This window comes from Pseudonocardia sp. CA-142604 (assembly GCF_050948475.1).
Classification (GTDB): domain Bacteria; phylum Actinomycetota; class Actinomycetes; order Mycobacteriales; family Pseudonocardiaceae; genus Pseudonocardia; species Pseudonocardia alaniniphila.
This window is the reverse complement of sequence record NZ_CP192045.1, coordinates 2273871-2295137: the sequence shown is the minus strand read 5'-3', so window position 1 is coordinate 2295137 and position 21267 is coordinate 2273871. Positions and strand designations below refer to the sequence as shown.

20 protein-coding genes are annotated in these 21267 nt (G+C 72.3%); 10 read left to right on the top strand and 10 right to left on the bottom strand.

What is annotated here, in order from left to right; all coding sequences use genetic code 11:
* The gene (locus ACQPZQ_RS10415) at nucleotides 1–711 is read right to left on the bottom strand and encodes a succinate dehydrogenase cytochrome b subunit (protein WP_433294482.1); all 711 of its coding nucleotides are present in this window, start codon (nucleotides 709–711) and stop codon (nucleotides 1–3) included.
* Between the two features lie 77 nt (nucleotides 712–788).
* Here ACQPZQ_RS10415 and ACQPZQ_RS10410 point away from each other — a divergent pair, with 77 nt between their 5' ends.
* Together ACQPZQ_RS10410 and ACQPZQ_RS10405 are read left to right on the top strand one after the other, a co-directional pair.
* Nucleotides 789–1763, top strand: coding sequence for a LysR family transcriptional regulator (locus ACQPZQ_RS10410; RefSeq protein ID WP_433294480.1), 975 nt, complete (start codon nucleotides 789–791; stop codon nucleotides 1761–1763).
* Nucleotides 1764–1773: 10 nt separating this feature from the next.
* Nucleotides 1774–2505, top strand: a complete 732-nt coding sequence (locus ACQPZQ_RS10405; RefSeq protein ID WP_433294478.1) for a mycothiol-dependent nitroreductase Rv2466c family protein — start codon at nucleotides 1774–1776, stop codon at nucleotides 2503–2505.
* A 95-nt stretch (nucleotides 2506–2600) separates the two neighbouring features.
* Here ACQPZQ_RS10405 and ACQPZQ_RS10400 read toward each other — a convergent pair whose 3' ends face one another.
* Nucleotides 2601–3104, bottom strand: coding sequence for a regulatory protein RecX (locus ACQPZQ_RS10400; RefSeq protein WP_433294476.1), 504 nt, complete (start codon nucleotides 3102–3104; stop codon nucleotides 2601–2603).
* 144 nt (nucleotides 3105–3248) lie between these two features.
* Here ACQPZQ_RS10400 and ACQPZQ_RS10395 point away from each other — a divergent pair, with 144 nt between their 5' ends.
* Nucleotides 3249–3905, top strand: a complete 657-nt coding sequence (locus ACQPZQ_RS10395; protein WP_433294474.1) for a hypothetical protein — start codon at nucleotides 3249–3251, stop codon at nucleotides 3903–3905.
* Here ACQPZQ_RS10395 and recA read toward each other — a convergent pair.
* Together recA and ACQPZQ_RS10385 are read right to left on the bottom strand one after the other, a co-directional pair.
* On the bottom strand, nucleotides 3857–4900 hold the full coding sequence (recA, locus tag ACQPZQ_RS10390) for a recombinase RecA (protein WP_241040139.1): 1044 nt from the start codon (nucleotides 4898–4900) through the stop codon (nucleotides 3857–3859). The two genes, ACQPZQ_RS10395 and recA, sit on opposite strands and share 49 nt — an antisense overlap.
* A gap of 208 nt (nucleotides 4901–5108) precedes the next feature.
* Nucleotides 5109–5303: a DUF3046 domain-containing protein gene (locus ACQPZQ_RS10385; RefSeq protein ID WP_241040138.1), complete on the bottom strand. Its 195-nt coding sequence runs from the start codon at nucleotides 5301–5303 to the stop codon at nucleotides 5109–5111.
* Nucleotides 5304–5333: 30 nt separating this feature from the next.
* Here ACQPZQ_RS10385 and ACQPZQ_RS10380 point away from each other — a divergent pair, with 30 nt between their 5' ends.
* Genes ACQPZQ_RS10380 through ACQPZQ_RS10370 form a run of 3 tightly spaced genes read left to right on the top strand, consistent with a single transcriptional unit; the run spans nucleotide 5334 to nucleotide 7612 of the window.
* A complete protein-coding gene (locus tag ACQPZQ_RS10380; RefSeq protein ID WP_433294471.1) occupies nucleotides 5334–6620 on the top strand; it encodes a CoA transferase in 1287 nt (428 codons plus the stop codon).
* Between the two features lie 10 nt (nucleotides 6621–6630).
* A complete protein-coding gene (locus tag ACQPZQ_RS10375) occupies nucleotides 6631–6768 on the top strand; it encodes a hypothetical protein (protein ID WP_241040136.1) in 138 nt (45 codons plus the stop codon).
* Nucleotides 6769–6826: 58 nt separating this feature from the next.
* The gene (locus ACQPZQ_RS10370) at nucleotides 6827–7612 is read left to right on the top strand and encodes an alpha/beta fold hydrolase (protein ID WP_433294469.1); all 786 of its coding nucleotides are present in this window, start codon (nucleotides 6827–6829) and stop codon (nucleotides 7610–7612) included.
* 15 nt (nucleotides 7613–7627) lie between these two features.
* Here ACQPZQ_RS10370 and ACQPZQ_RS10365 read toward each other — a convergent pair whose 3' ends face one another.
* Together ACQPZQ_RS10365 and ACQPZQ_RS10360 are read right to left on the bottom strand one after the other, a co-directional pair.
* Nucleotides 7628–8434: an SDR family NAD(P)-dependent oxidoreductase gene (locus ACQPZQ_RS10365; protein WP_433294467.1), complete on the bottom strand. Its 807-nt coding sequence runs from the start codon at nucleotides 8432–8434 to the stop codon at nucleotides 7628–7630.
* 84 nt (nucleotides 8435–8518) lie between these two features.
* Nucleotides 8519–9019: a hemerythrin domain-containing protein gene (locus ACQPZQ_RS10360; RefSeq protein WP_433294465.1), complete on the bottom strand. Its 501-nt coding sequence runs from the start codon at nucleotides 9017–9019 to the stop codon at nucleotides 8519–8521.
* Between the two features lie 84 nt (nucleotides 9020–9103).
* Here ACQPZQ_RS10360 and ACQPZQ_RS10355 point away from each other — a divergent pair, with 84 nt between their 5' ends.
* Together ACQPZQ_RS10355 and ACQPZQ_RS10350 are read left to right on the top strand one after the other, a co-directional pair.
* Nucleotides 9104–9850 carry an arginase family protein gene (locus ACQPZQ_RS10355; RefSeq protein ID WP_433294463.1) on the top strand — a complete coding sequence of 249 codons (747 nt, stop codon included), beginning with the start codon at nucleotides 9104–9106 and terminating at the stop codon, nucleotides 9848–9850.
* Between the two features lie 58 nt (nucleotides 9851–9908).
* Nucleotides 9909–14702, top strand: coding sequence for an ATP-dependent helicase (locus tag ACQPZQ_RS10350; protein WP_433294461.1), 4794 nt, complete (start codon nucleotides 9909–9911; stop codon nucleotides 14700–14702).
* Nucleotides 14703–14715: 13 nt separating this feature from the next.
* On the opposite strand, the gene ACQPZQ_RS10345 is transcribed toward ACQPZQ_RS10350, so the two are convergent.
* Both ACQPZQ_RS10345 and ACQPZQ_RS10340 read right to left on the bottom strand, forming a co-directional pair.
* A complete protein-coding gene (locus ACQPZQ_RS10345) occupies nucleotides 14716–15402 on the bottom strand; it encodes a TetR/AcrR family transcriptional regulator (RefSeq protein ID WP_433294459.1) in 687 nt (228 codons plus the stop codon).
* Nucleotides 15399–16949, bottom strand: coding sequence for a class I adenylate-forming enzyme family protein (locus ACQPZQ_RS10340; RefSeq protein WP_433294457.1), 1551 nt, complete (start codon nucleotides 16947–16949; stop codon nucleotides 15399–15401). Before ACQPZQ_RS10340 ends, ACQPZQ_RS10345 begins: the two co-directional genes overlap by 4 nt.
* Before the next feature lie 213 nt (nucleotides 16950–17162).
* Here ACQPZQ_RS10340 and ACQPZQ_RS10335 point away from each other — a divergent pair, with 213 nt between their 5' ends.
* Nucleotides 17163–19088, top strand: coding sequence for a flavin-containing monooxygenase (locus tag ACQPZQ_RS10335; RefSeq protein ID WP_433294455.1), 1926 nt, complete (start codon nucleotides 17163–17165; stop codon nucleotides 19086–19088).
* A 21-nt stretch (nucleotides 19089–19109) separates the two neighbouring features.
* Here ACQPZQ_RS10335 and yidC read toward each other — a convergent pair whose 3' ends face one another.
* On the bottom strand, nucleotides 19110–20057 hold the full coding sequence (gene yidC, locus ACQPZQ_RS10330; RefSeq protein ID WP_433294453.1) for a membrane protein insertase YidC: 948 nt from the start codon (nucleotides 20055–20057) through the stop codon (nucleotides 19110–19112).
* A gap of 102 nt (nucleotides 20058–20159) precedes the next feature.
* A complete protein-coding gene (locus ACQPZQ_RS10325; protein WP_433294451.1) occupies nucleotides 20160–20459 on the bottom strand; it encodes a DUF6412 domain-containing protein in 300 nt (99 codons plus the stop codon).
* 60 nt (nucleotides 20460–20519) lie between these two features.
* Between ACQPZQ_RS10325 and ACQPZQ_RS10320 the strand changes: the two genes are divergently transcribed.
* Nucleotides 20520–21266 (top strand): GNAT family N-acetyltransferase, encoded by a 747-nt coding sequence (locus tag ACQPZQ_RS10320; protein ID WP_433294449.1) that lies wholly within the window; start codon nucleotides 20520–20522, stop codon nucleotides 21264–21266.
* Nucleotide 21267 lies beyond the last annotated feature (1 nt).

Here is a 21267-nt window from a genome sequence, read left to right as displayed (position 1 = left end):
TCAACGCACCAATCCGGTCAGGATCGAGAACGGGACGGAGAGGAAGCCGACGGTCAGCAGGACCGCGACCACGAGGGCGACGCCCTTGATGGTGTTCTGGGCGGCGGCGCTGGAGCGCCCCAGCGTCTGCAGGCCGCTCCACAGGCCGTGGCGGACGTGGAATCCGACCGCGATCACCGCCACCGTGTAGGCCACCGTCGCGTACCAGTGGCTCGGCGCGAAGTCGGCCACGAGGTTCGAGTGGACGTCGCCCTCGACGAACTGCGGGTTGAGCGTGCCGGCCGTGAGGTCGAGGAGGTGGTAGATGATGAACAGCAGGATGATCACGCCACCCCAGCGCATCGTCCTCGCGGCGTAGCTGCCCTTAACCGGCTGGCGGTGGGCGTACCTGATCGGACGGGCCCGGCGGGCGCGGCGAGCGAGGATCGTGGCCGAGACGATGTGGGCCACGATCGCGACCACGAGGACCACCCGCACGATCCACAGCAGTGTCTGCATGGGCAACGCCGGCTCGCCGACGGTGCGCAACCAGGCCGCGTAGGTGTTGATGGCCTCGGCGCCGAGGAAGATCTTCAGGTTTCCGATCATGTGGGCGATCAGGTAGAGCAGCGCGAGGGCGCCGGACACCGCCATCACGAACTTCAGCTGGACCGACGAGGGCCGCGGCGTGTGCCGCACCCGCACCGCAGGCCGCTCTCCCACTGTCACCATGGGGTCAGGGTGCGTAGTCGGCGGCCCTGACGTCCAATGCATCGAAACGGGATCGTCGATAGACGTACGCTATATACGTGACACTTCAGCAGCTCGCGTACTTCGTGGCCGTAGCCGACGTGGGCAGCTTCACTCGTGCGGCGGAGTCACTGGGAGTGGCCCAGCCCACCCTGTCGCGGCAGCTCAGGGCTCTGGAGGACGAACTCGGTTCGCCCCTTGTGGACCGCAGCAGCCGCGACGGGCTCGCATTGACCCCCGCGGGTGAGGCCGTACTGCCGTTCGCGCGGCGCATGCTCGCCGACGCCGACGGCGCCCGCACCGCCGTGGCCGAGATCGTCGGGCTGCTCCGCGGGCGCGTGCGGGTCGGAGCGACGCCGTCGCTGTGCATCGGCGTGCTGGCCGACGTATTGCGCGTCTTCCACGAGAAGTACCCCGACGTGCGGCTGGAGCTGGTGGAGAGCGGCTCGCACCCGCTGGTGCGCTCACTCGTACGTGGCGAGCTCGACGTGGCGCTGGTGATCGTGCCGCCGCGAGGGATCGACGCAGCACTCGACACCGAGCCCTTGTTGCGCGAGCGCCTATCGGTGGCGTCCCCCACATCGGAACGTGCGCCCACGTCACGCAGTTCGATGACGGTGAAGGAGCTGGCCCGCCGGCACCTGGTCGTGCCGCGACAGGGTTACGACCTGCTGGAGGCGACCCTGAAGGCGTACGCCGACGCCGGTGAGACGCCCCAGTTCGCGGTGGAGGGCGGCGAGATGGACGCCGTGCTGCGGATGGTGGAGGCCGGCACCGGCGTGGCGGTGGTGCCGGACCTCGTCTTCTCGAGCAGGCCGCGACTGCGCCGCACGGTGCTCACGCCCCCGCTGTACCGGACCGTCGCGCTGGCCCGCCGCGCCGATCTCGCCCCGACCCATGCCATGCGCGCGTTCCGCGACACCCTGCTGTCCTTCCTCGCCGTGGTGTCGGCGGGCGACGGGTTCCCCGGCGACGTTCAGGTGCTGCGGCGCCCCGAAGCGCTGACACCTGCCTCAGCCGCGCCCCCGGATTAGCCTGCGAGGCATGGCCGACTCCGACATCCGCTTCTACTTCGACCCCGTCTGCCCGTTCGCCTGGATGACCAGCAAGTGGGTGCGGATCGTGCAGGCCCAGCGGGACTACTCGGTCGACTGGCGGTTCATCTCGCTACGGCTGCTCAACTCCCACATCGACTACGGCGCGCACTTCCCGCCGGAGTACGAGGCCGGGCACACGGCCGGTCTGCGGTTGCTGCGGGTGGCAGCCCGCACCCGTGCGGAGCACGGGCGTGGCGCCGTCGGCCGGCTCTACGCCGCGCTGGGTGCGCGGATCTTCGAGCGTGATCCCGCCCAGGACGACGCTGCCGAGCGGGAGCACCGGGGTACCAGGGAGTTCGTGGAACCGGTGCTCGTCTCGATCGGCCTGCCGGCCTCGCTGGCCGACGCGCTCGACGACCCGTCCTGGGATGCCGAGATCCAGGCCGAGACCGACGAGGCACTCGGGCTGACCGGCAAGGACGTGGGCACCCCGATCCTGCATTTCGAGCCCCCGGAGGGGGTCGCGTTCTTCGGCCCGGTGATCAGCAGGCTCCCGGACGACGAGCAGGCCGCGCAGCTGTGGGACCACGTCGTCGCGCTCGCCCGTTTCCCGGGGTTCTCCGAGCTGAAGCGAAGCCTGCGCGAGAGGCCCCAGCTGCGCGCCTTCGGCGTGAACGAGGACGAGGTGGGCAAGCAGGAGGACTGGCACGGGGGCAGCCGCCGGCAGAAGCACGGCTGAACCCTCACGGCACACACCTCGTGGCCGCCGCACACATGTCATGCCGTGTGTGCGGTGGCCACCAGGTGTGTGCGGTCAGATCCGGCGGGAGCGGATCAGTCGTCCGGGGGCTCCGCGCCGTCGAGCTCCTCGACGTCGGCACCGTGCTCGGCGAGGGCCTCCCGCACCACCCGGTAGGCCACCGCGGCGCCGTAGCCCTTGCGGGCGAGCATCCCGACGAGCCGGCGCCCGGCCACCGTCTGCTGCTCGGCGGACGCCACTTTCAGTGACCGCAGCTTGCGGTCGACCAGCTCACGCGCCCGCCGCTCCTCGGACTCACCGTCGACCTCGGCCAGCGCCTCCCCCGCGACCTCGTCGGCGACCCCCTTGCGGCGCAGCTCCACCGCGATCGCGCGCCGCGCCAGGCCGCGGTGCGCGTGCCGGGAACGGACCCACTGACCGGCGAAGGCGGCGTCGTCGATCAACCCCACCTCGTCGAACCGTTCGAGCACCGCGCCGGCGGCGTCGTCGGGAATGCCCTTGCGTCGCAACGCCTGCGCGAGCTCCTGCCGGGTGCGCGCCCGGTCGGTGAGCAGCCGCAGGCAGATCTCCCGCGCCATGCTCACCGGGTCGGCGTCGGGCTCACTGCCGGACCGGCGATCCGTTCGCCCCGTCGTACCGGCATCACGATCACCGGGCTCCGACGCGGACCTCCCCCTGCGCTCGGCCCGATCACCGCGCGCCGAGCGCCTGCGGCGGCCGGCTTGCTCGGCCCACTCGCCGTTCTCGTCGCCGTCAACAGGGGCGGCCCCGTCGATCCGGGCGGCTCGGTTGCCGCGATCGGCCCGCTCAGCCGCGGCAGCCCGATCGGCGCGCTCGGCCCGGGCAGCGCGGCTGCCGCGATCAGCCGGACCGGCCCGATCTGCCTGGTCGGCCCCATCTCCGCTCCGGCGCCACCGATCCCGCCCGCGTCCACCATCCGCGCTCGTGGTGCCAGCCCGCCGACCGGACGCTCGGCCTCGAGCCGCCGTGCCGAGCTCGGCCACCGGTACCTCGCGGCTGGTGCCCGCGAGCTGCGCGGCGTCGAAGAGGGCAACCGGAACGGCTCCGGGCTCCTGCACACCCTCGACCGCCACATCCTCGCCGGATGGATCGTCGGCCGATCCGGGGTGGGATGCGAACGAAGCGACCGGAGCGGTGGCATCGGGCCCGTGCAGGTCGGTGAGATCGGCCGCCGGACGGGCCGGCTCAGCCGGATCCGGGAGATCCAGCCGGGCCACCGGGGCGGGACCGGTTTCCTCGATGCCGAGCCCGTCGAGCCGGACGACTCGGGCCCCGCTCTGCTCCTGCGGCGAGTGCTCCGGCACCGTGCTCAGAAGTCGACCGGCGCAGGCAGCTTCTCGGCCTCGGCATCGAGCTGAGCGCCGATGCCCAGCTTCTCCTTGATCTTCTTCTCGATCTCGGCCGCGACGTCGGGGTTCTCGCGCATGAACTTGCGGGCGTTCTCCTTGCCCTGGCCGAGCTGGTCGCCCTCGTAGGTGTACCAAGCGCCGGACTTACGGACGATGCCCTGCTCGACACCCACGTCGACGAGCGATCCCTCACGGCTGATGCCGACGCCGTAGAGGATGTCGAACTCGGCCTGCTTGAACGGCGGCGCCACCTTGTTCTTGACGATCTTGACCCGGGTGCGGTTGCCGACCATGTCGGAGCCGTCCTTGAGCGTCTCGATCCGGCGGATGTCGAGCCGCACCGACGCGTAGAACTTGAGCGCCTTGCCACCCGTGGTGGTCTCCGGCGAGCCGAACATGACACCGATCTTCTCGCGCAGCTGGTTGATGAAGATCATCGTGGTGCCTGAGTTGCTCAGGGCGCCGGTGATCTTGCGCAGCGCCTGGCTCATGAGCCGGGCCTGCAGGCCGACGTGGCTGTCGCCCATCTCGCCCTCGATCTCCGCACGCGGCACGAGCGCGGCCACCGAGTCGACGACGATGATGTCGAGCGCGCCGGAACGGATCAGCATGTCGGCGATCTCGAGGGCCTGCTCCCCCGTGTCGGGCTGGGAGACGAGCAGGGCGTCGGTGTCGACGCCGAGGGCCTTGGCGTACTCCGGGTCGAGCGCGTGCTCCGCGTCGATGAACGCGGCGATGCCACCCGCGGCCTGCGCGTTGGCCACAGCGTGCAAGGCGACGGTGGTCTTTCCGCTGGACTCAGGGCCGTAGATCTCCACGACACGGCCGCGGGGCAGGCCGCCGACGCCGAGAGCGACGTCGAGGGCGATGGACCCGGTGGGGATGATCCCGATGGGCGGCCGGGTGTCATCACCGAGGCGCATCACCGAGCCCTTGCCGTGGTTCTTCTCGATCTGGGCGAGCGCGAGTTCGAGAGCCTTCTCGCGGTCGGGTGCGGGGGTCATCGCCGGTCTCCACCTCGGTGCTCGGACGGTTTGTCGGTACTGGCGTCGACGGTAGAGGGCGCCACCGACGATTCGCGGGAGCGGTCGGGATGTGTGGACAGCCGCACCGCCATGTGGACAGCAGCGTAGCGAACGTCTGTTCGATCGGGGTAACGACACGCCGGGCGGCTAAGCTCCCGCGCCCGGCGGCCGCCGAACGAGAGCGGGCTCAGCGACGGGCCGGCGGCACCTCGTAGACCTCGCAGACGGCCCTCCACACGTCGCGTGGATCGATGCCCGCCTCGAGCGCCTCCTCCACGGTGCGCCCACCGAGCTCGGCGAACACGTGATCGTGGGACACCGCGGCGGCCCGGGCGGCCCCGAACTCGCCCGCCATCAACTCCCGGAAGTACGTCAGTCGCACCCAGACCACGGTAGCTGGGACGCTGCGAGGGTGACGGATCTGCTACCTCCGCTGTGGGCCACGCTCCGCGGGGCACCCGAGGAACTGCACCGGCTGCACGTCACGGGGCCGCCGACGACCCTCACGTCGACGTTTCCGGTCACCGGTGCCGGCGTGGCCGCGGTCGGCGCGAGCCTGCTCGCCGCCACGCTCGGCACCGGCCGACGGGTGAGCCTCGACACCCGCGAGCTCGCCGTCGCACTGCGCAGTGAGCGGTACGTGCGCCGCGACGGACGGACGCTCGGCAACCCGTTCGACCCGCTCTCGGCCTTCCACCGCACCGCCGACGGGTGGCTCCGGCTGCACGCCAACTACCCGTGGCACCGCGCTGCCGCCCTGCAGGTGCTGGGCTGCACCGAGGAGGAGGTGCCTGCGGCGATCGCCGGGTGGGCCGGGGTGAAGCTGGAGAACGCGCTGCACGACGCCGGCGGCATCGGCGCGGCCGTCCGCACCGAGGAGGCCTGGCGGGCCGAGACGGGCCCTCCGCCCGCGCACGTCGAACACCGCATCGTCGGCGACGCGCCGGCCCGCCCCCTCCGCAGGCCCCGCGTGCTGGACCTGACCCGTGTGATCGCGGGCCCGGTCGCCACCCGCACGCTCGCCGTCCACGGCGCCGACGTGCTGCGTCTCGACGCACCCGACCGGCCGGAGATCCCCCTCCAGTCCGCCGACACCCTGCCGGGCAAGCGCAGCGCGCTGCTCGATCTCGGCTCCGGGCGGGACGTGCTGGAGCGGCTGCTGGCGGGTGCGGACGTCGTGGTCACCGGATACCGCCCCGGCGCCCTCGACCGCTTCGGGCTCGCGCCCGAGGAGCTGGCGCAGCGGCATCCGGGCCTCGTGATCGTCACGCTGTCGGCGTGGGGGCACCGTGGTCCGTGGGCCCACCGGCGCGGGTTCGACAGCATCGTGCAAGCCGCGTGCGGGATCGCGGTGGCCGAGGGCGAGCCGGACGCACCAGGCGCGCTCCCCGCCCAGGTGCTCGACCACGCCACCGGCTACCTGGGCGCCGCGGCTGCCCTGCTGGCGCTCGCCCGGCAGCGCCGTGACGGCGGCAGCCACCACATCCGGCTGGCGCTGGCCGCCACGGCAGCCTGGCTGCAGGGCCTGCCGCGCCGGGGCGCGGACGCGGCCGTGGAGGTCGACCCGGCCCCCTACCTGCAGGAGCTCGACGCGTTCACGATCGCCCGTCCACCCGGCACGGTCGACGGAGAACATCTGGCATGGCGGCCACCCGCTTCGTCCTTCGGCACCGCGTCACCGGGCTGGCTCGACGAGTAGCGTTGTGTCCGTGACGTCCGTGATGTCCGTTCTTGCGCAGGACCCCACCGGGATGTCCTCACCGCTCGGCAGGCTCGTCGTGCTGGCCGGGCTGCTCGCGTCGCTCACGCTCCTGCTGCGCTGGTGGTGGCAGAACCGCAAGCGGTAGTGCCGCTCCTCGCCTCGGGTGGAACGATCATCGTGTCGCCCGAGGTGAGGAGCTCCCGATGGGATCCACGGCCATCGTCAACGACGGCCAGCACCTGCACCACACCGACCACGGCGGAAGCGGACCCGTCGTCGTCCTCCTGCACAGCTTCCTGATGGACGAGCGCATGTTCGCCTCGCAGATCGCGGCACTGCGCTCGGAGTTCCGGCTCGTCACGGTGGACGAGCGGGGTCACGGCGGCACCCCCGCCGACGCCCCCTTCGACTACTGGGACGTCGCTCGCGACGTGCTCGCCCTGCTCGACCATCTCGGCATCGACAGCGCCGCCGTCGTGGGCACCAGCCAGGGTGGCTTCGTCGCCCTCCGGATGGCGCTACTGGCGCCGGACCGCGTCACGGCCCTCGCCGTCATGGGCTCGTCGGGAGCGGCCGAGGACCCCCAGGTCGCCGCGGCCTACCGGCAGCTCGCCGAGAGCTGGGCGGCGAACGGGCCGAGGGAGGAGCTGCTGGACACCGTCGCCGGCATCTGCCTGGGCTCGATGCCGGCCGACGGCTGGAAGGAGACGTGGCGGGGCGTTCCCGGTGATCGGTTGCTCCGCATCATGACCACCCTCGTCGAGCGCGACGGCGTCCTCGGCCGGCTCGACCGCATCCGCTGCCCGGCGCTCGTCCTGCACGGCTCGGCCGATGCCGCCTACCCCGTCGCGCGTGCCGAGGAGCTCGCGGCAGCGATTCCGGGCGCCGAGCGGATGGTCGTGGTCGAGGACGGAGCGCATTTCCTGAGCCTGACCCACGCGGAGGCCGTCAACCCGCACCTGCAGCGGTTCCTCGCCGCGCACGCCTGACGCGAGCGGCTCCCGTCAGACCGCCTTCAGGAAGCCACCGTCCACCACGAAGTCGGATCCGGTGGTGCTCGCGGACCGCGGCGAGACGAGGAGCGTGATCACGTCGGCCACCTCCTGCGGGTCGACGAGGCGCCCCGTGGTCAGGTTCATCATCTCCGGGGCGAGCTTGTCCATCACGTCGTTCCGGTTGCTGCCGGCCACACCCGCGAGGATGTCCGCGGCCCCGCCCTCCTCGGTCCACCAGGCCGTACGCACCGGACCAGGCGACACCGTGTTCACCCGGATCCCTTGCGGGCCGAACTCCTCCGAGAGCGTCACGGTGAGGTTGTTCAGGCCGGCCTTGGCCGCCGCGTAGTCGACGTTCATGGCCCCCGGCTGGCGCGCGTTGCCCGAGGACACGTTGACGATCGCCCCACCGCCTCGCTCCAGCATCAGCGGGATCGCGGCGCGCACGGCGCGGACCACGGAGAAGAGGTTGAACTCGAACATCACCTGCCAGTCGGTGTCGGTGGGAGCGAGGAAGGAGAAGCGCGGCAGCCGCACTCCGGGCGGCGGTCCACCGGCGTTGTTCACGAGGATGTCCAGCCCGCCGAACACGTCCGCCGCGTGGCGGACCGCACGCGCGGGTGCCTCGGGGTCGGTCAGGTCGGCCGGGACGTGGACGAGGTCGGGCCCGACGAGTGCGGCGAGCTCCGGAGTGGTCGTGCGGGAGGCGACCACGACGCGGGCGCCCTCCCCGAGCAAGGTGCGTGCGGTGGCCAGCCCGATCCCCTTGCTACCACCGGTGACGACCGCGATCTTGCCCTTCAGGTTCAGTTCCATGATCACAGCATCGGCGGGGTCGGCCGGACGTTCCGGCGGTCTTCGGACACGGCATGGCCGCGTCCGAAAACCGCGATCCCCGGCTCAGCCGTGCTCGGCCACGTACCGGTCGGGGTCCTTGTCCTCGCCCGAGAGGCCGCGCGCGCCGGGGTGCTCGCCCACGAAGCGCTCGAACCTCTCACCGAGCTCCTGGCGCAGCTCCACCGACGCAGCGCGCAGGAAGTCGGGGATGTCGTCGCGCTCCTCCTCGGCCAGGTGCTCGTCGTTGGCCTCACGGGCGTCCTGGATTCCTGCCCACCATTCGTCACTGCCGGCCTCGGCCGCCGCCGACCGCCGGATGCCGTCGCGGATCTCGTCGTGGTCGTTGATCGCGTCCTTCGTCTCGTCCTCGCTGCCCTCGACGTTCTGCAGCAGGGCCGGGTAGAAGTGCTCCTCCTCCGCCGAGGCGTGGACCTCGAGGTGGGCCGAGAGCTCGCGCCACAGCTCGGCGGCGGCCTGTGGGTCGTCGCGCAGCTCGGCGAGCCGGGCGAACCGGCTCCGGAACGTCTCGTGGTCGTCCAGGATCAGGCGGATGACGTCGGGCACCGGGCCTCCTCGAGGCAACTCATGATCATGGGGAGAGCAGGAAAGCAGTTTCCGTCATCCGACGCAGCCCGGCAGCATGAAGCCATGACCGTGATCGCGGTGCCGTTCCACCTCGACGAGCACCTTCCGGGTCTGGAGCTGCCACTTCCCCCCGCGCGCACCATCGCTCCGGACCTGCCACCCGGTGCGCCCTGGGAGCGGATGGCAACGCTCTACGAGGAGGTCGCCGAGGCCGTCGCCGCGGACGTCACCGCGGGTCGGGTCCCGCTCGTGATCTCCGGCGACTGCACCACCTCGCTCGGTGTCGTGGCAGGCCTGCAACGCGCGGGGCTCCGTCCGGCACTCGTCTGGTTCGACGCTCACGGCGACGTCCAGAGCCCGGAGACGTCGGCGTCCGGCTACATCGGCGGTATGCCGGTCCGTCAGCTGGTGGGCGGCGCGGACCGGACGGTCGCACAGCGCCTCGGGCTGGCCGACGTGCCCGAGCAGGACGTTCTGCTGGTCGACGCGCGCGACCTGGATCCGCCCGAGGAGGTCTTCCTCGCCGGTTCGGCGATCCGCCGCGTGCGGGTGGACGACGTCGCCGGTATCGCCGTCGGCGGCCCTGTCTACCTGCACATCGACGTGGACGTGATCGATCCGCGCGACCTGCCCGGCCTGTTGTTCCCCACGCCGGACGGACCCCGCTTGCCCGCCGTCGCGGCCGCGGTACGTCACGTCCTGGCCGCCTGCGAGGTCGCCGCCATCGGGCTGGCCTGCACCTGGAAGCCGGGCAGCGGCGCCGACCGGGTCCTGGCGGGACTCGCCGGCGAGCTCAGCGCGGCGATCTGAGCCGGCTGCCCCCGGCCGCGGGCCCGGCCCGCCCGGATTGTCGGGGGGCTGCCGCATCATGGGTGGCGTGAGTGCACTCGACGGCTTCTCCGCCGCCACCCGTGAGTGGTTCGGCGGCGCCTTCGTCGCGCCCACCGCGGCGCAGGAGGGCGCGTGGAGTGCCGCTCAGGCCGGCAAGCACGCCCTCGTCGTCGCGCCCACCGGTTCGGGCAAGACGCTCGCGGCCTTCCTGTGGGCGCTCGACCGGCTGGCCACCGGACCGCCTCCCGAGGAGCCGAGGCACCGCTGCCGCGTCCTGTACGTCTCGCCGCTCAAGGCCCTCGCCGTCGACGTACAGCGCAACCTGCGCTCGCCGCTGGCCGGCATCCGGCAGGCGGCGCAGCGCCTCGGGCTCCCGGTGCCCGACATCGCCGTCGGGATGCGCACCGGCGACACCCCGGCCGACGAGCGCCGCCAGTTCGCCCGCACCCCACCCGACGTCCTGGTCACCACACCGGAGTCGCTGTTCCTGATCCTCACCTCGGCGGCGCGCGAGTCGTTGCGCGGGGTCGAGACCGTGATCCTCGACGAGGTGCACGCCGTGGCAGGCACCAAGCGTGGTGCCCACCTCGCGCTCTCCCTGGAGCGCCTCGACGAGCTGCTCGAGAAGCCCGCCCAGCGGATCGGGCTCTCGGCCACCGTGCGGCCCATCGACGAGGTGTCCACGTTCCTCGCCGGCGCGCGTCCGGTCGAGGTGGTGCAGCCGCCCATCCCGAAGACGATCGAGGTCGCGGTCGAGGTGCCGGTGCCCGATCTCGCGGCCCTCGACGAGCGTCCCGCGCCGGGCAGCTCCGACGAGGAGGTCATCGGATCGGCGGCCGGCACGGCCGAGCGGCCGTCGATCTGGCCTGCCGTGGAACGGCGGCTGCTCGACCTCGTCCGCGCCCACCGGTCCACGATCGTGTTCTCCAACTCCCGCCGGCTGGCCGAGCGGCTCACCGCACGGCTCAACGAACTGGCGGCCGAAGAGCTGGAGGGCAAGATCCAGGAGCTCGACGCCCTGCGGAGCGACAACGGAGCGGCCACCAGCGCCTTTCCGGCCGAGGCGATCGGCCAGTCCGGCGTCGGGAGCGGCGCCGCGGCCACGGTGGCGAAGGCCCACCACGGGTCGATGTCCCGCGAGCAACGCACCCTCGTCGAGGAGGAGCTCAAAGGCGGCCTGCTGCCATGCGTCGTGGCCACGTCCAGCCTCGAACTGGGCATCGACATGGGCGCGGTCGACCTCGTCGTGCAGGTGGAGGCGCCGCCCAGCGTCGCATCCGGCCTCCAGCGGGTCGGGCGTGCGGGCCACCAGGTCGGCGCTGTCTCCCGGGGCGTCGTCTTCCCCAAGTACCGGGGCGATCTGGTGTCCTGCGCCGTCGTCGCCGAACGGATGACGTCCGGCGCGATCGAGTCGATGCGCTACCCGCGCAACCCGCTCGACGTCCTCGCGCAGCAGATCGTGGCGATGGTGGCGATGGAGCCCTGGCAGCTCGATCAGCTCGCGCAGGTCGTGCGCCGGGCCGCGCCGTTCGCCGCACTGCCCGATTCCGCGCTCCACTCGGTGCTCGACATGCTCGCCGGGCGCTACCCGTCCGAGGAGTTCGGCGAGCTGCGCGCACGGATCACGTGGGATCGCGTCACCGACCAGTTGCAGGGCCGTCCCGGTGCGCAGCGGCTGGCCGTCACGTCGGGCGGCACGATCCCCGACCGCGGGCTGTTCACGGTCACCACACCCGGCGGGGCCGACGGCCGCGGCTCGCGGGTGGGTGAGCTCGACGAGGAGATGGTCTACGAGTCGCGGGTCGGCGACACGTTCCTGCTCGGCACGTCGAGCTGGCGGGTGGAGGACATCACCCACGACCGCGTCATCGTCACGCCCGCCCCTGGCCAGCCGGCCCGCATGCCGTTCTGGAAGGGCGAGTCGATCGGACGCCCGCTGGAGCTGGGCCGGGCGGTCGGGGCGTTCGTGCGCGAGATGTCGGCGCTGCCCGACGACGCCGCCCGGGAGCGCGCCACCGCGGCCGGGCTCGACGAGTGGGCCACCGACAACCTGCTCTCCTACCTCCACGAACAGCGCGACACCACGCGCCACGTGCCCAGCGACCGCACCATCCTGATCGAGCGGTTCCGCGACGAGCTGGGCGACTGGCGGATGGTGGTGCACTCACCGTTCGGGTCCCAGGTCAACGGTCCGTGGGGGCTCGCGATCGCCGCACGGATGCGGGAGCGGCGCGGTGTCGAGGTCCACGCCGCCAGCGCCGACGACGGCATCGTGCTGCGGCTTCCCGACGCCGTCGACGAGTCCGGCGCCGAGGTCGTGCCCTCGGCCGAGGACGTGCTGCTCGACCCGGCAGAGGTGGAGCAGATCGTCGTCGCCGAGCTGGGTGGCTCGTCGCTCTACGCGTCCCGGTTCCGGGAGTGCGCCGCGCGCTCGCTGCTGCTCCCCCGCCGCGATCCCCGCCGGCGCAGCCCGCTCTGGCAGCAGCGTCAGAAGTCGGCTCAGCTGCTGGCGGTGGCCGGGCGGTACGAGCAGTTCCCCATCACCCTCGAGGCGATGCGCGAGTGCGTGCAGGACGTCTACGACCTGCCTGGGCTGCGTGAGCTGATGAACGACGTGCAGGCCCGCAAGGTGAAGGTCGTCGAGGTGGCCACGCCTGCGCCGTCGCCGTTCGCGCGGAGCCTGCTGTTCGGCTACGTCGGGATGTTCCTCTACGAGTCCGACGCACCGCTGGCTGAGCGGCGGGCCGCCGCGCTGGCGCTCGACTCCACCCTGCTCGCCGAGCTGCTCGGTTCCGAGGCGATCCGCGAACTGCTCGATCCGGAGGTGCTGGCCGAGGTCGAGGCGTCGCTGCAGCGGCTCACCGACGAACGCCGCGCCCGCGATGCCGAGGGAGCGGCCGACACGCTGCGGTTCCTCGGCGACCTCACCACCACCGAGGCGGCTGCACGCGGGATCCGGGCGGAGTGGCTCGCGGAGCTGGAATCGGCCCGCCGGATCATCCGGGTGCGGATCGCCGGCGAGGAGCGCTGGCTCCCCGTCGAGGACTCCGGCCGGGTGCGCGACGCGCTGGGCGCCGCGCTGCCCGTCGGTGTGCCGGAGACGTTCACCGAGCCCGTGGCCGATCCGCTGGGCGACCTGGTGCTGCGGTACGCGCGCACCCACGGTCCGTTCCCGGCCGCGGAGTGCGCCGCGCGGTTCGGGCTGGGTGTCGCCGTGGTCGCGGGTGTGCTCGACCGGATGGTCGGGTCGGGGCGGCTCGTGCGTGGGGAGCTGCGGCCCGCGTCCATGGGCGGGCAGAGCAGCGTGGAGTACTGCGACGCCGACGTGCTGCGGCGCTTGCGGCGGGCCTCGCTGGCCCGGCTGCGGGCCGAGGTCGAGCCGGTCGAGCAGCAGGCGCTGGGCCGGTTCCTGCCGGCCTGGCAGGGGGTTCAGGCGGGCGCAGGCGGTGAGCGGCGCGGCCGGATGCGGCGGGCGCCCGGCGCCGAGGACGTGCTCGGGGTGGTGGAGCAGCTTGCCGGCGCGCCCCTCCCGGCGAGCGCTCTGGAGTCGCTGATCCTTCCGGCGCGGCTGCCCGGCTACACCCCGGCGTTGCTCGACGAGCTCACCGCGGCGGGCGAGGTCACCTGGACGGGATGCGGCCCGCTCGCCGGCACCGACGGCTGGCTCGCCGTCGCCGCCGCCGACGTCGCCGATCTGCTGTTACCCGAGCCCGATCCGGACATCGCGGACACTCCCGTGCATCGGGCCGTGCTGGCTGCGCTGGGCTGGTCCGGCCCCGGCGGCGCCGACTCCGGCGGGGCGCTCTTCTTCCGCGAGCTGGCCGACCGGGCGGGGCGCACCCTCGTCGAGAGCGGGGAGACGGGGCCGTCCGACGAGGCCGTGGTCACCGCCATCTGGGATCTCGTGTGGGCCGGTCTGCTGAGCAACGACACCCTCGCCCCGCTGCGTGCGCGGCTCGGGGGCACGGGTGGCCGGGGCGGCCCGGCGCACCGCACCCGGCGATCCGCACCTCGGGGCCGGTACGCCCAGCTGCGCGCCGGGCGTCCGGCGATGCCGAGCAGGAGCGGGCCGCCATCGGTCGGCGGGCGCTGGGCCCTCGCCCCCGCGCGGGAGCCCGACCCCACACGCCGCGCCCACGCCCGCGCCGAGGCGCTCCTCGAACGCCACGGCGTGCTCACGCGTGGCGCGCTGGCCACCGAGCGGATGAGCGGTGGCTTCGCCGCCGTCTACAAGGTGCTGCGGGCGATGGAGGATTCCGGCCGCGCACGCCGGGGCTACGTGGTGGAGGGTCTCGGTGCGGCGCAGTTCGCCGTGCCGGGCGCGATCGACCGGCTCCGTTCCCTGTCCCAGCCCGACGGGTCGGTGCCGACGCTCGCTCCCGACCACGGCTTCGGCCCGGATGAGCACGGGTACGGCGCGGACCGCCTGCACACCGGCGCGGCCGGCAGCGACGGTGCCGGCCTCCCCCGCGTCGTCCTGGCGGCGGCCGACCCGGCACAGCCCTACGGCGCGGCTCTGCCCTGGCCCGCCACCGCGGGCGACTCCAAGCACCGTCCGGGACGCAAGGCCGGGGCGCTCGTCGTCCTGGTCGACGGCGCGCCTGTGCTGTACGTCGAACGGGGCGGGCGTTCCTTGTTGTCGTTCACGGTCGACCGTTCGCGACTCGCGGCCGGGGCTCAGGCGCTCGCCGGCGCGGTCCACGAGGGCTGGCTCGGCTCCCTCGCCGTCGAGCGTGCCGACGGCGTCGGTTCGCTCGGCTCCGAGCTGGCCGACGTGCTCACCGATGCCGGCTTCCGCGTCACACCCAAGGGGTTGCGCCTCCGGGCGTGATCGCGGCGCTTCCTCAGGTCTGCGGGCTGTTCGGGAGCACTCCTGCCTGGTCATCGGCGTACTCGCGCGCTCCGAGCATCCTGCCGACGATCAGCACCACGTAGCCGCGAACGACCTCCTCGAGGCCCAGCTCACCGTCGTCGTGAAACCAGGTGCTGATCCCGTTGAGCACGCCGAACGCCGCGAACGCGGCGAGCCGGGCATCGATGGCAGTGAACTCCCCGGACCTCATCCCGGCAGCGATCACGTCCCGCACGCGGCGCTGGTAGTAGCGGCGGTACTCGTCGATCTCGGCACGGTGGGCCGGTGTGAGCGCGGCGAGCTCGTGCAGGCCCACCATGTGCTCGACGCGGCGGGGGTGCAGGAACTCGAGGTGCGCACGCACGAATGCGGCGAGGCGCTGTGCGGGCGTGCCCGGTGCGTCGAGAAACGGGAGGTTCTGCTCGTTCAGCTCCCGGGTGACGGTCAGGCAGACCTCGTAGAGGATCTCTTCCTTGGCCGGGAAGTGGTGGTAGAGGCTCGCACCCCGGATGCCGACCGCCTCCGCGATGTCGCGCATCCCGACAGCCGCGTAGCCCTGCCGGGCGAAGATCCGCGCGGCCGCGGCGACGATCTCCTCGCGGCGAACCCGGCCCGACCGCCGTGCGGCCGGAACGGGCTGGGCCGAGGAGGGCTCGTCGAGCCGCTTCGGGGCACTCACGGCGGAATCTCCGCCGTGCGCAGCTCACGCTTGAGGATCTTGCCCTGGGCGTCCACCGGCAGCTCCGCCACGACGTGCACGGCCTTGGGCACCTTGAAGGCCGCGAGCTGCTCCCGGCAGAACGCCACGATCGCGTCGCGCTCGGGGGTGGCGCCGGGCCGCGGCACGACGAACGCGGTGACCGCCTCGGACCACACCGGGTCGGGCCGGCCGACCACCGCAGCGCGCAGAACGGCGGGATGTGCCTGCAGCACCCGCTCCACCTCCTGCGACGAGACGTTCATCCCGCCCGACTTGATCACGTCGGTGAGCCGGTCGTGGAAGAACAGGTTGCCCTCGCCGTCGATCCGCACGATGTCGCCGGTGTGCAACCAGCCGCCGCGGAGCACGTTCTCCGTCTTCGCGGGTTCCCGATGATATCCGAGCATCACCGAGGGCGACCGACATACGAGCTCGCCGAGCTCGGTGTCGTTGCCGTCGGCGTCGACCACCCGCACCTCCAGGTGCGTCACCGGCTTGCCGATCCATGACGTGTCGCCGCCGGGTACGTCGGCCAGGGTGGAGAACCAGCCCACCGTGCCGAGCTGGGACAGCTCCGACTGCCCCCAGTAGGTGCCCCACAGCACGCCGGGAGCTGCCTCGGACCAGGCCTCGATCACCGCGGGCGTGACCTGCCCGCCGTACGTCAGGCAGCGGCGGACGGCGCTGACGGCGGCGGGTCCGAACCCCGCCTGCCCGGCGAGCCCGAGGTAGAACGTCGGGGTCTGCGCGATCACCGTGACGCATTCCCGGGCGATGATCTCCAGCGACCGCGCGGCGTCCGTGCTCGCGGGCAGCACCAGGGTGGCGCCCATCAGCGTGAGCGTGGTCATCGAACCGAGCCCTGAGATCGTGTGGAAGGGCATGACGAAGAGCCAGGTGTCGTCCGGGCCTGTCTGAAGACCCCAGCCCCATGCCGGTGCCGTGGAGATCAGGTAGTTGCGGTGCTGGATCAGCACGCCCTTCGGCGCTGCCTCCGTGCCGCTGGTGTAGACGAGCATCGCGACGTCCTGCTCGTCGACATCGGCCACGGGCTCGATGTCGGGTTGCTCGGCGAGCGCGCGTTCGAGTGGCTCGTCGAACGTCAGGAGCGGGGCATCGGGGTAGGCCGCCGAGACGCGGTCGGTGAACTCCTTGTCGGCGACCACCACCACCGGCTCGGCATGCGTGAGCTGCTGGCCGATCTCCCCCTTCCCGAACATCACGTTGACGGGGCTCAGCGCGGCGCCGATCTTGAGCGTCCCGTAGTAGAGAGCGACGACGTCCACGCTGTTGCGAGCAACCACTGCGACGACATCCCCCCGGCGGACCGAGCGGCCGAGTAGGAGATGCGCGAACCGGTTGGCGCGGCGGTCGAGCTCCCCGTAGGTGATCCGGGTGCGCGCCCCCACGGCGTCATAGGCGACGAACGCGGTCTTGTCCGGTTGGGTGCGGGCGTGGCGGCGCAGCTGGTCGCCGATGGTGGCCCGGCCGACCGGAGCCCGGTGCTGCCATGCGATGTCGGACACGGTGGTCAGTCCCTCTCCACGAACACCATCGTCGCTGCGGCCCCGGGGACGGTGTCAGCGGGGTGCGCACCATTCCTGGGCGTGGCCCGGGTGAGCTCCATCAGTCTCGATTTCCTGTCTGTGGTTAGGAGTGGACCGGCAGGTCATCGGCAACAGTACAGACGTCAAGGGGCCGACATTTCGTGTTTACCTAACGGCGGTTAGCCTCGCAGCATGACCCCAGCCGGCGACGCCCTCACCGATCCCGCACCAGGTGCACCGCTGGACCGCGAGTCACTGACCTCGGCCATGGAAAGCGCCAACCTGCCGACGCTCGTCGTGGTGCTCTACCAACTCACCGGCGATCCCCGCTGGCTCGCCGACCCCTACCGCCCCACCCGGGGTCGCGGGATGGACGACAACGACGACGGCGGGTTCGCCGAGCCGGTCCGGGCCGAGATCCGGGCTGCGGCAGTCGATGCGGTGCTGGCCTGGTCGGCGGGCCGGCCGCCCGCCGTGCCCGCTCCGACCGGCCCTTTTCTCGTCGAATTGATGAGCCTCGCGGTGGGCGAGCCGGTTCCCGCCGAGTACGAGGCCATGGCGGCGGAGGACATGGGCTTCCGCACGCCGGAACCCGTACGCGCCGTTGCGCCGGGCACGGGGTTCCGGGTCGTCGTCATCGGGGCCGGCCTGTCGGGCATGCTCGCCGCGATCCGGCTCCGGGAGGCGGGGATCAGCTGCGTCGTCCTGGAGAAGAACGACGATGTCGGCGGCACGTGGCTGGAGAACGGCTACCCCGGCGCCGGGGTCGACACCCCGAGCCACCTGTACTCCTTCTCGTTCGCCCCGAGGCAGTGGACCACCCACTTCGGCAAACGCGACGAGGTGCTCGCGTATCTGCGCGATGTGGCCGACCGCTACGACCTGCGCGGGATGATCCGGTTCGGCACCGAAGCGGCAGGCGCCACCTACGACGCCCGCAGGCAGCGCTGGACGGTACGCACCACGGACGGCGAGGAGCTCGACGCGAACGCCGTGATCACCGCGGTGGGTGTGCTGAACCGTCCGAAGGTCCCCGACCTGCCCGGACTCGGCGACTTCCGGGGCCCGATCTTCCACTCCGCCCGCTGGCCCGCCGACCTCGACATCACCGGTAAGCGGGTGGCCGTCGTCGGGACGGGGGCGAGCGCGATGCAGATCGTGCCGGCGATCGCCGGCCACGCCGCCCACGTCACGGTGTTTCAGCGCTCTCGGCAGTGGGTCGCGCCGAACGCCGTCTACTTCGCGTCCATTCCCGACGGCGCCCGGCTACTGATCGAGCGCGTGCCCTTCTACCGTCGCTGGTACCGCACCAGGCTGGCCTGGACCATGAACGACAAGGTGCACCCGTCGCTACAGATCGACCCGGAATGGCAGCATCCCGAGCGTTCGGTCAATGCCATCAACGACTCGCACCGGCGCTACTTCACCCGCTACCTCATGGAGGAGCTGGACGGGCGCGACGACCTCGTGCAGAAGGCGCTTCCGGACTACCCGCCGTTCGGTAAGCGGATGTTGCTGGACAACGGCTGGTTCGCCGCGCTGCGCCGCGACGACGTCGATCTCCTCACCGAGCCGGTCGCGGCGATCACGCCCACCGGCGTCCGGGCGGCGGACGGCACGGAGGTCGGCGCCGACGTCGTGGTGATCTGCACCGGCTTCGAGACCTACAGGTACCTGTATCCCCTGGACCTGCGTGGACGCGCTGGGCAGTCGGTCCGGGAGGTGTGGGGGCCCGAGAACGCCGACGCTTACCTGGGCATGTCGGTGCCCGGTTTCCCGAACCTCTTCCTGATCGGCGGCCCCGGCACCGTGCTCGGCCACGGCGGCAGCTACATCACGATCGCCGAGAGCGAGGTCCGCTACATCGTCGAGGCCCTGACGGTGATGACCGAACGCGGGATCGGCGCGATCGAGGTGCGGCGCGAGGTCTACGCCGACTACTCCCGCAGGCACGACGAGGCGCACGCGCGGATGATCTGGTCGCATCCCGGCATGGGCAACTGGTACCGCAACAGCGCCGGCCGCGTCATCTCCGCGTTGCCGTGGCGGATCGTCGACTACTGGACGATGACGCGCCACGTCCACTGGGACGACTTCACCACCGAACCCGCCCGCTGACCCGCGAGTCGAAGGCGGGAGTCAGCGGCGACGGCGGCTCCGGAGGTGGCCCGAGGCGTGCCGTTTGCGTTTCCCCGTTCCGCCACCGCCGGCCTGGGTCACGGTGGGAGTGGCGGGAGCGTCGGCCGGGACGAGTGCGGGCGCGGCCGTCACCACCGGCGCGGGTGCGGGCGGAATCGCAGGCAGGCGGCTGAACACGATCCGCTGCTGGACGAGGGTCCAGGCGTTGTTGGTCAGCCAGTAGATGAGGATCGCGATCGGGAACGGGAAGAACAGCCCGCCGACCAGCGCACCGAGCGGGAAGATCCACGGGGTGAACCGCATGGCCGACGCGGTCGGGCTGTCGGGCGGCTGCTGCTGCGCCGAGTGCCGCGCGCTGAAGTGGGTGGCCACGGCCGCGACGAGCATCAACGGCAACGCCACCACCGCGACGTCGAAGCGCTCCACGTGGCCCCCGAAGGAGTCGAGGAGTTGCTGGGGCATGCTCAGGTACGCCGACAGCGGCGCCCCGAACAGCCGGGCCTCGAGGAACGAGCGCACCTGGTCGGGGCCGAAGACGTAGTTCGGGAGGGCGGCGTTCTGCTCGAACGTCAGCCCGGGGCGGTTGAAGTAGCGCAGCACGTGCAAGAGCCCGAGGAACACGGGCAACTGCAGCAGCGCAGGCAGTAAACCGCCCAGGAGGTTCACCCCGTGCGCGCTCTGGAGCGCCTTCGTCTCCTTCATCAGCCGCGGACGGTCGTCGGCGTAGAGCTTGCGGAGCTCGGCGAGCCGGGGCGCGATCACGCGCATGGCTCGGGCCGAGCGCACCTGGGCGATGAAGGGCCGGATCAACAGGGCCCGCAGGGTGAGCACGAGGAAGACGACCGACAGCGCCCACGCGACCCCACTGGACGGGCCGAGCAGCAGGCCGAAGAGCTGGTGCCAGCACCACATGACGGCGGAGACGGCGTAGTAGACGGGATCTAGCACGACGCGCCCCCCGGGCAGGGGACGGCAAGGACGACGAGAACGGGCATGACGGGACTCCAGGGCAGCCGGAACGGGACTCGTCCGGCGGCGCCACGCGCAGCGCTACACCGCCGGGAGGAGCTCCGACGGGGCGCGCGACCGGGTGTGGCCGTCGGCGTCCGGGTCGCGCTGGCGGGGAACGGCGCGGGACGCGAGCGCCCGATGGTGCTCCCGCGTCGCCACGGCGACACGGGCCTCGGCACCGGCGAGGAGGACGAGAGCGGGTCGGCGGGCCAGGCCCCAGGCGCAGAGCAGGGCTCCGAGCACGCCCATGAGCAGCGACTGCTCGAGGATCACGGCAGTGCTGACGAGCACGGACCCGAGCAGGAGCAGGCCCAGTGCCTGCGCCGTCGCCGTCCTCATCCCGCAACCGTACCGTTTATCGGTGGCGCCGGGCCCGGCTTCGCACCAGGGTGGCGAGCTATGCGCCCCGTTCCGGCCGACGCGCTGCCGCAGCTTCGTCCGTGGTTCGCCCCGGAGCGGCCGGGACCGTTGATCTTCGAGCACGTCGTCCGTACGGGCCATGGCCGGTGCCGCGTGGATCGGTGGCCGCATCCGCAGGTGGTGCTGGCCGAGCTGCCCGGGAACTACGCCCTGCGTGGTGACCCTGCACAGCTGGAGCCCGGCGACCTCGAGGACGTGACCGGGTTCGTCGACGCTCCGCCGGAGTGGCTGCCCGCCCTGCGCACCCTGGATCCGGCCACAGGCGTGTGGGACAGGCTGGTCGCCGTACTCCCGGACGACGCGGTCGTGCCGCCACCCCGTGATCACGTCCGGCTGCTCACCCCGGCCGACGCACCGGCGCTCGCCGGGCTCGGCGCCGAGGACGCGTGGATCCACGAGACGTGGGGCGGTGTGGCCGGGCTCCTCGCCGCGGGTGTCGCCTATGCGGGCATCGTGGACGGCGAGCCGGTGTCGATCGCCGCGCCGTTCTACGTGGGCGGTGAGTACGAGGACATCGGCGTGGTGACGGTGCAGGCCCATCGCCGCCGCGGCCTGTCGACCGCGAGCGCGGCCGCGGTGATCAGGGACATCAGGGCCCGCGGCCACGTCCCGTCGTGGACGACGTCACCCGACAACACCGGGAGCCTCGCAGTCGCCGCGCGGCTGGGTTTCACGCACGTACGGGACGACGTCCTCTACGCCGTGCGCACGCCGATCCCGGTCTGAG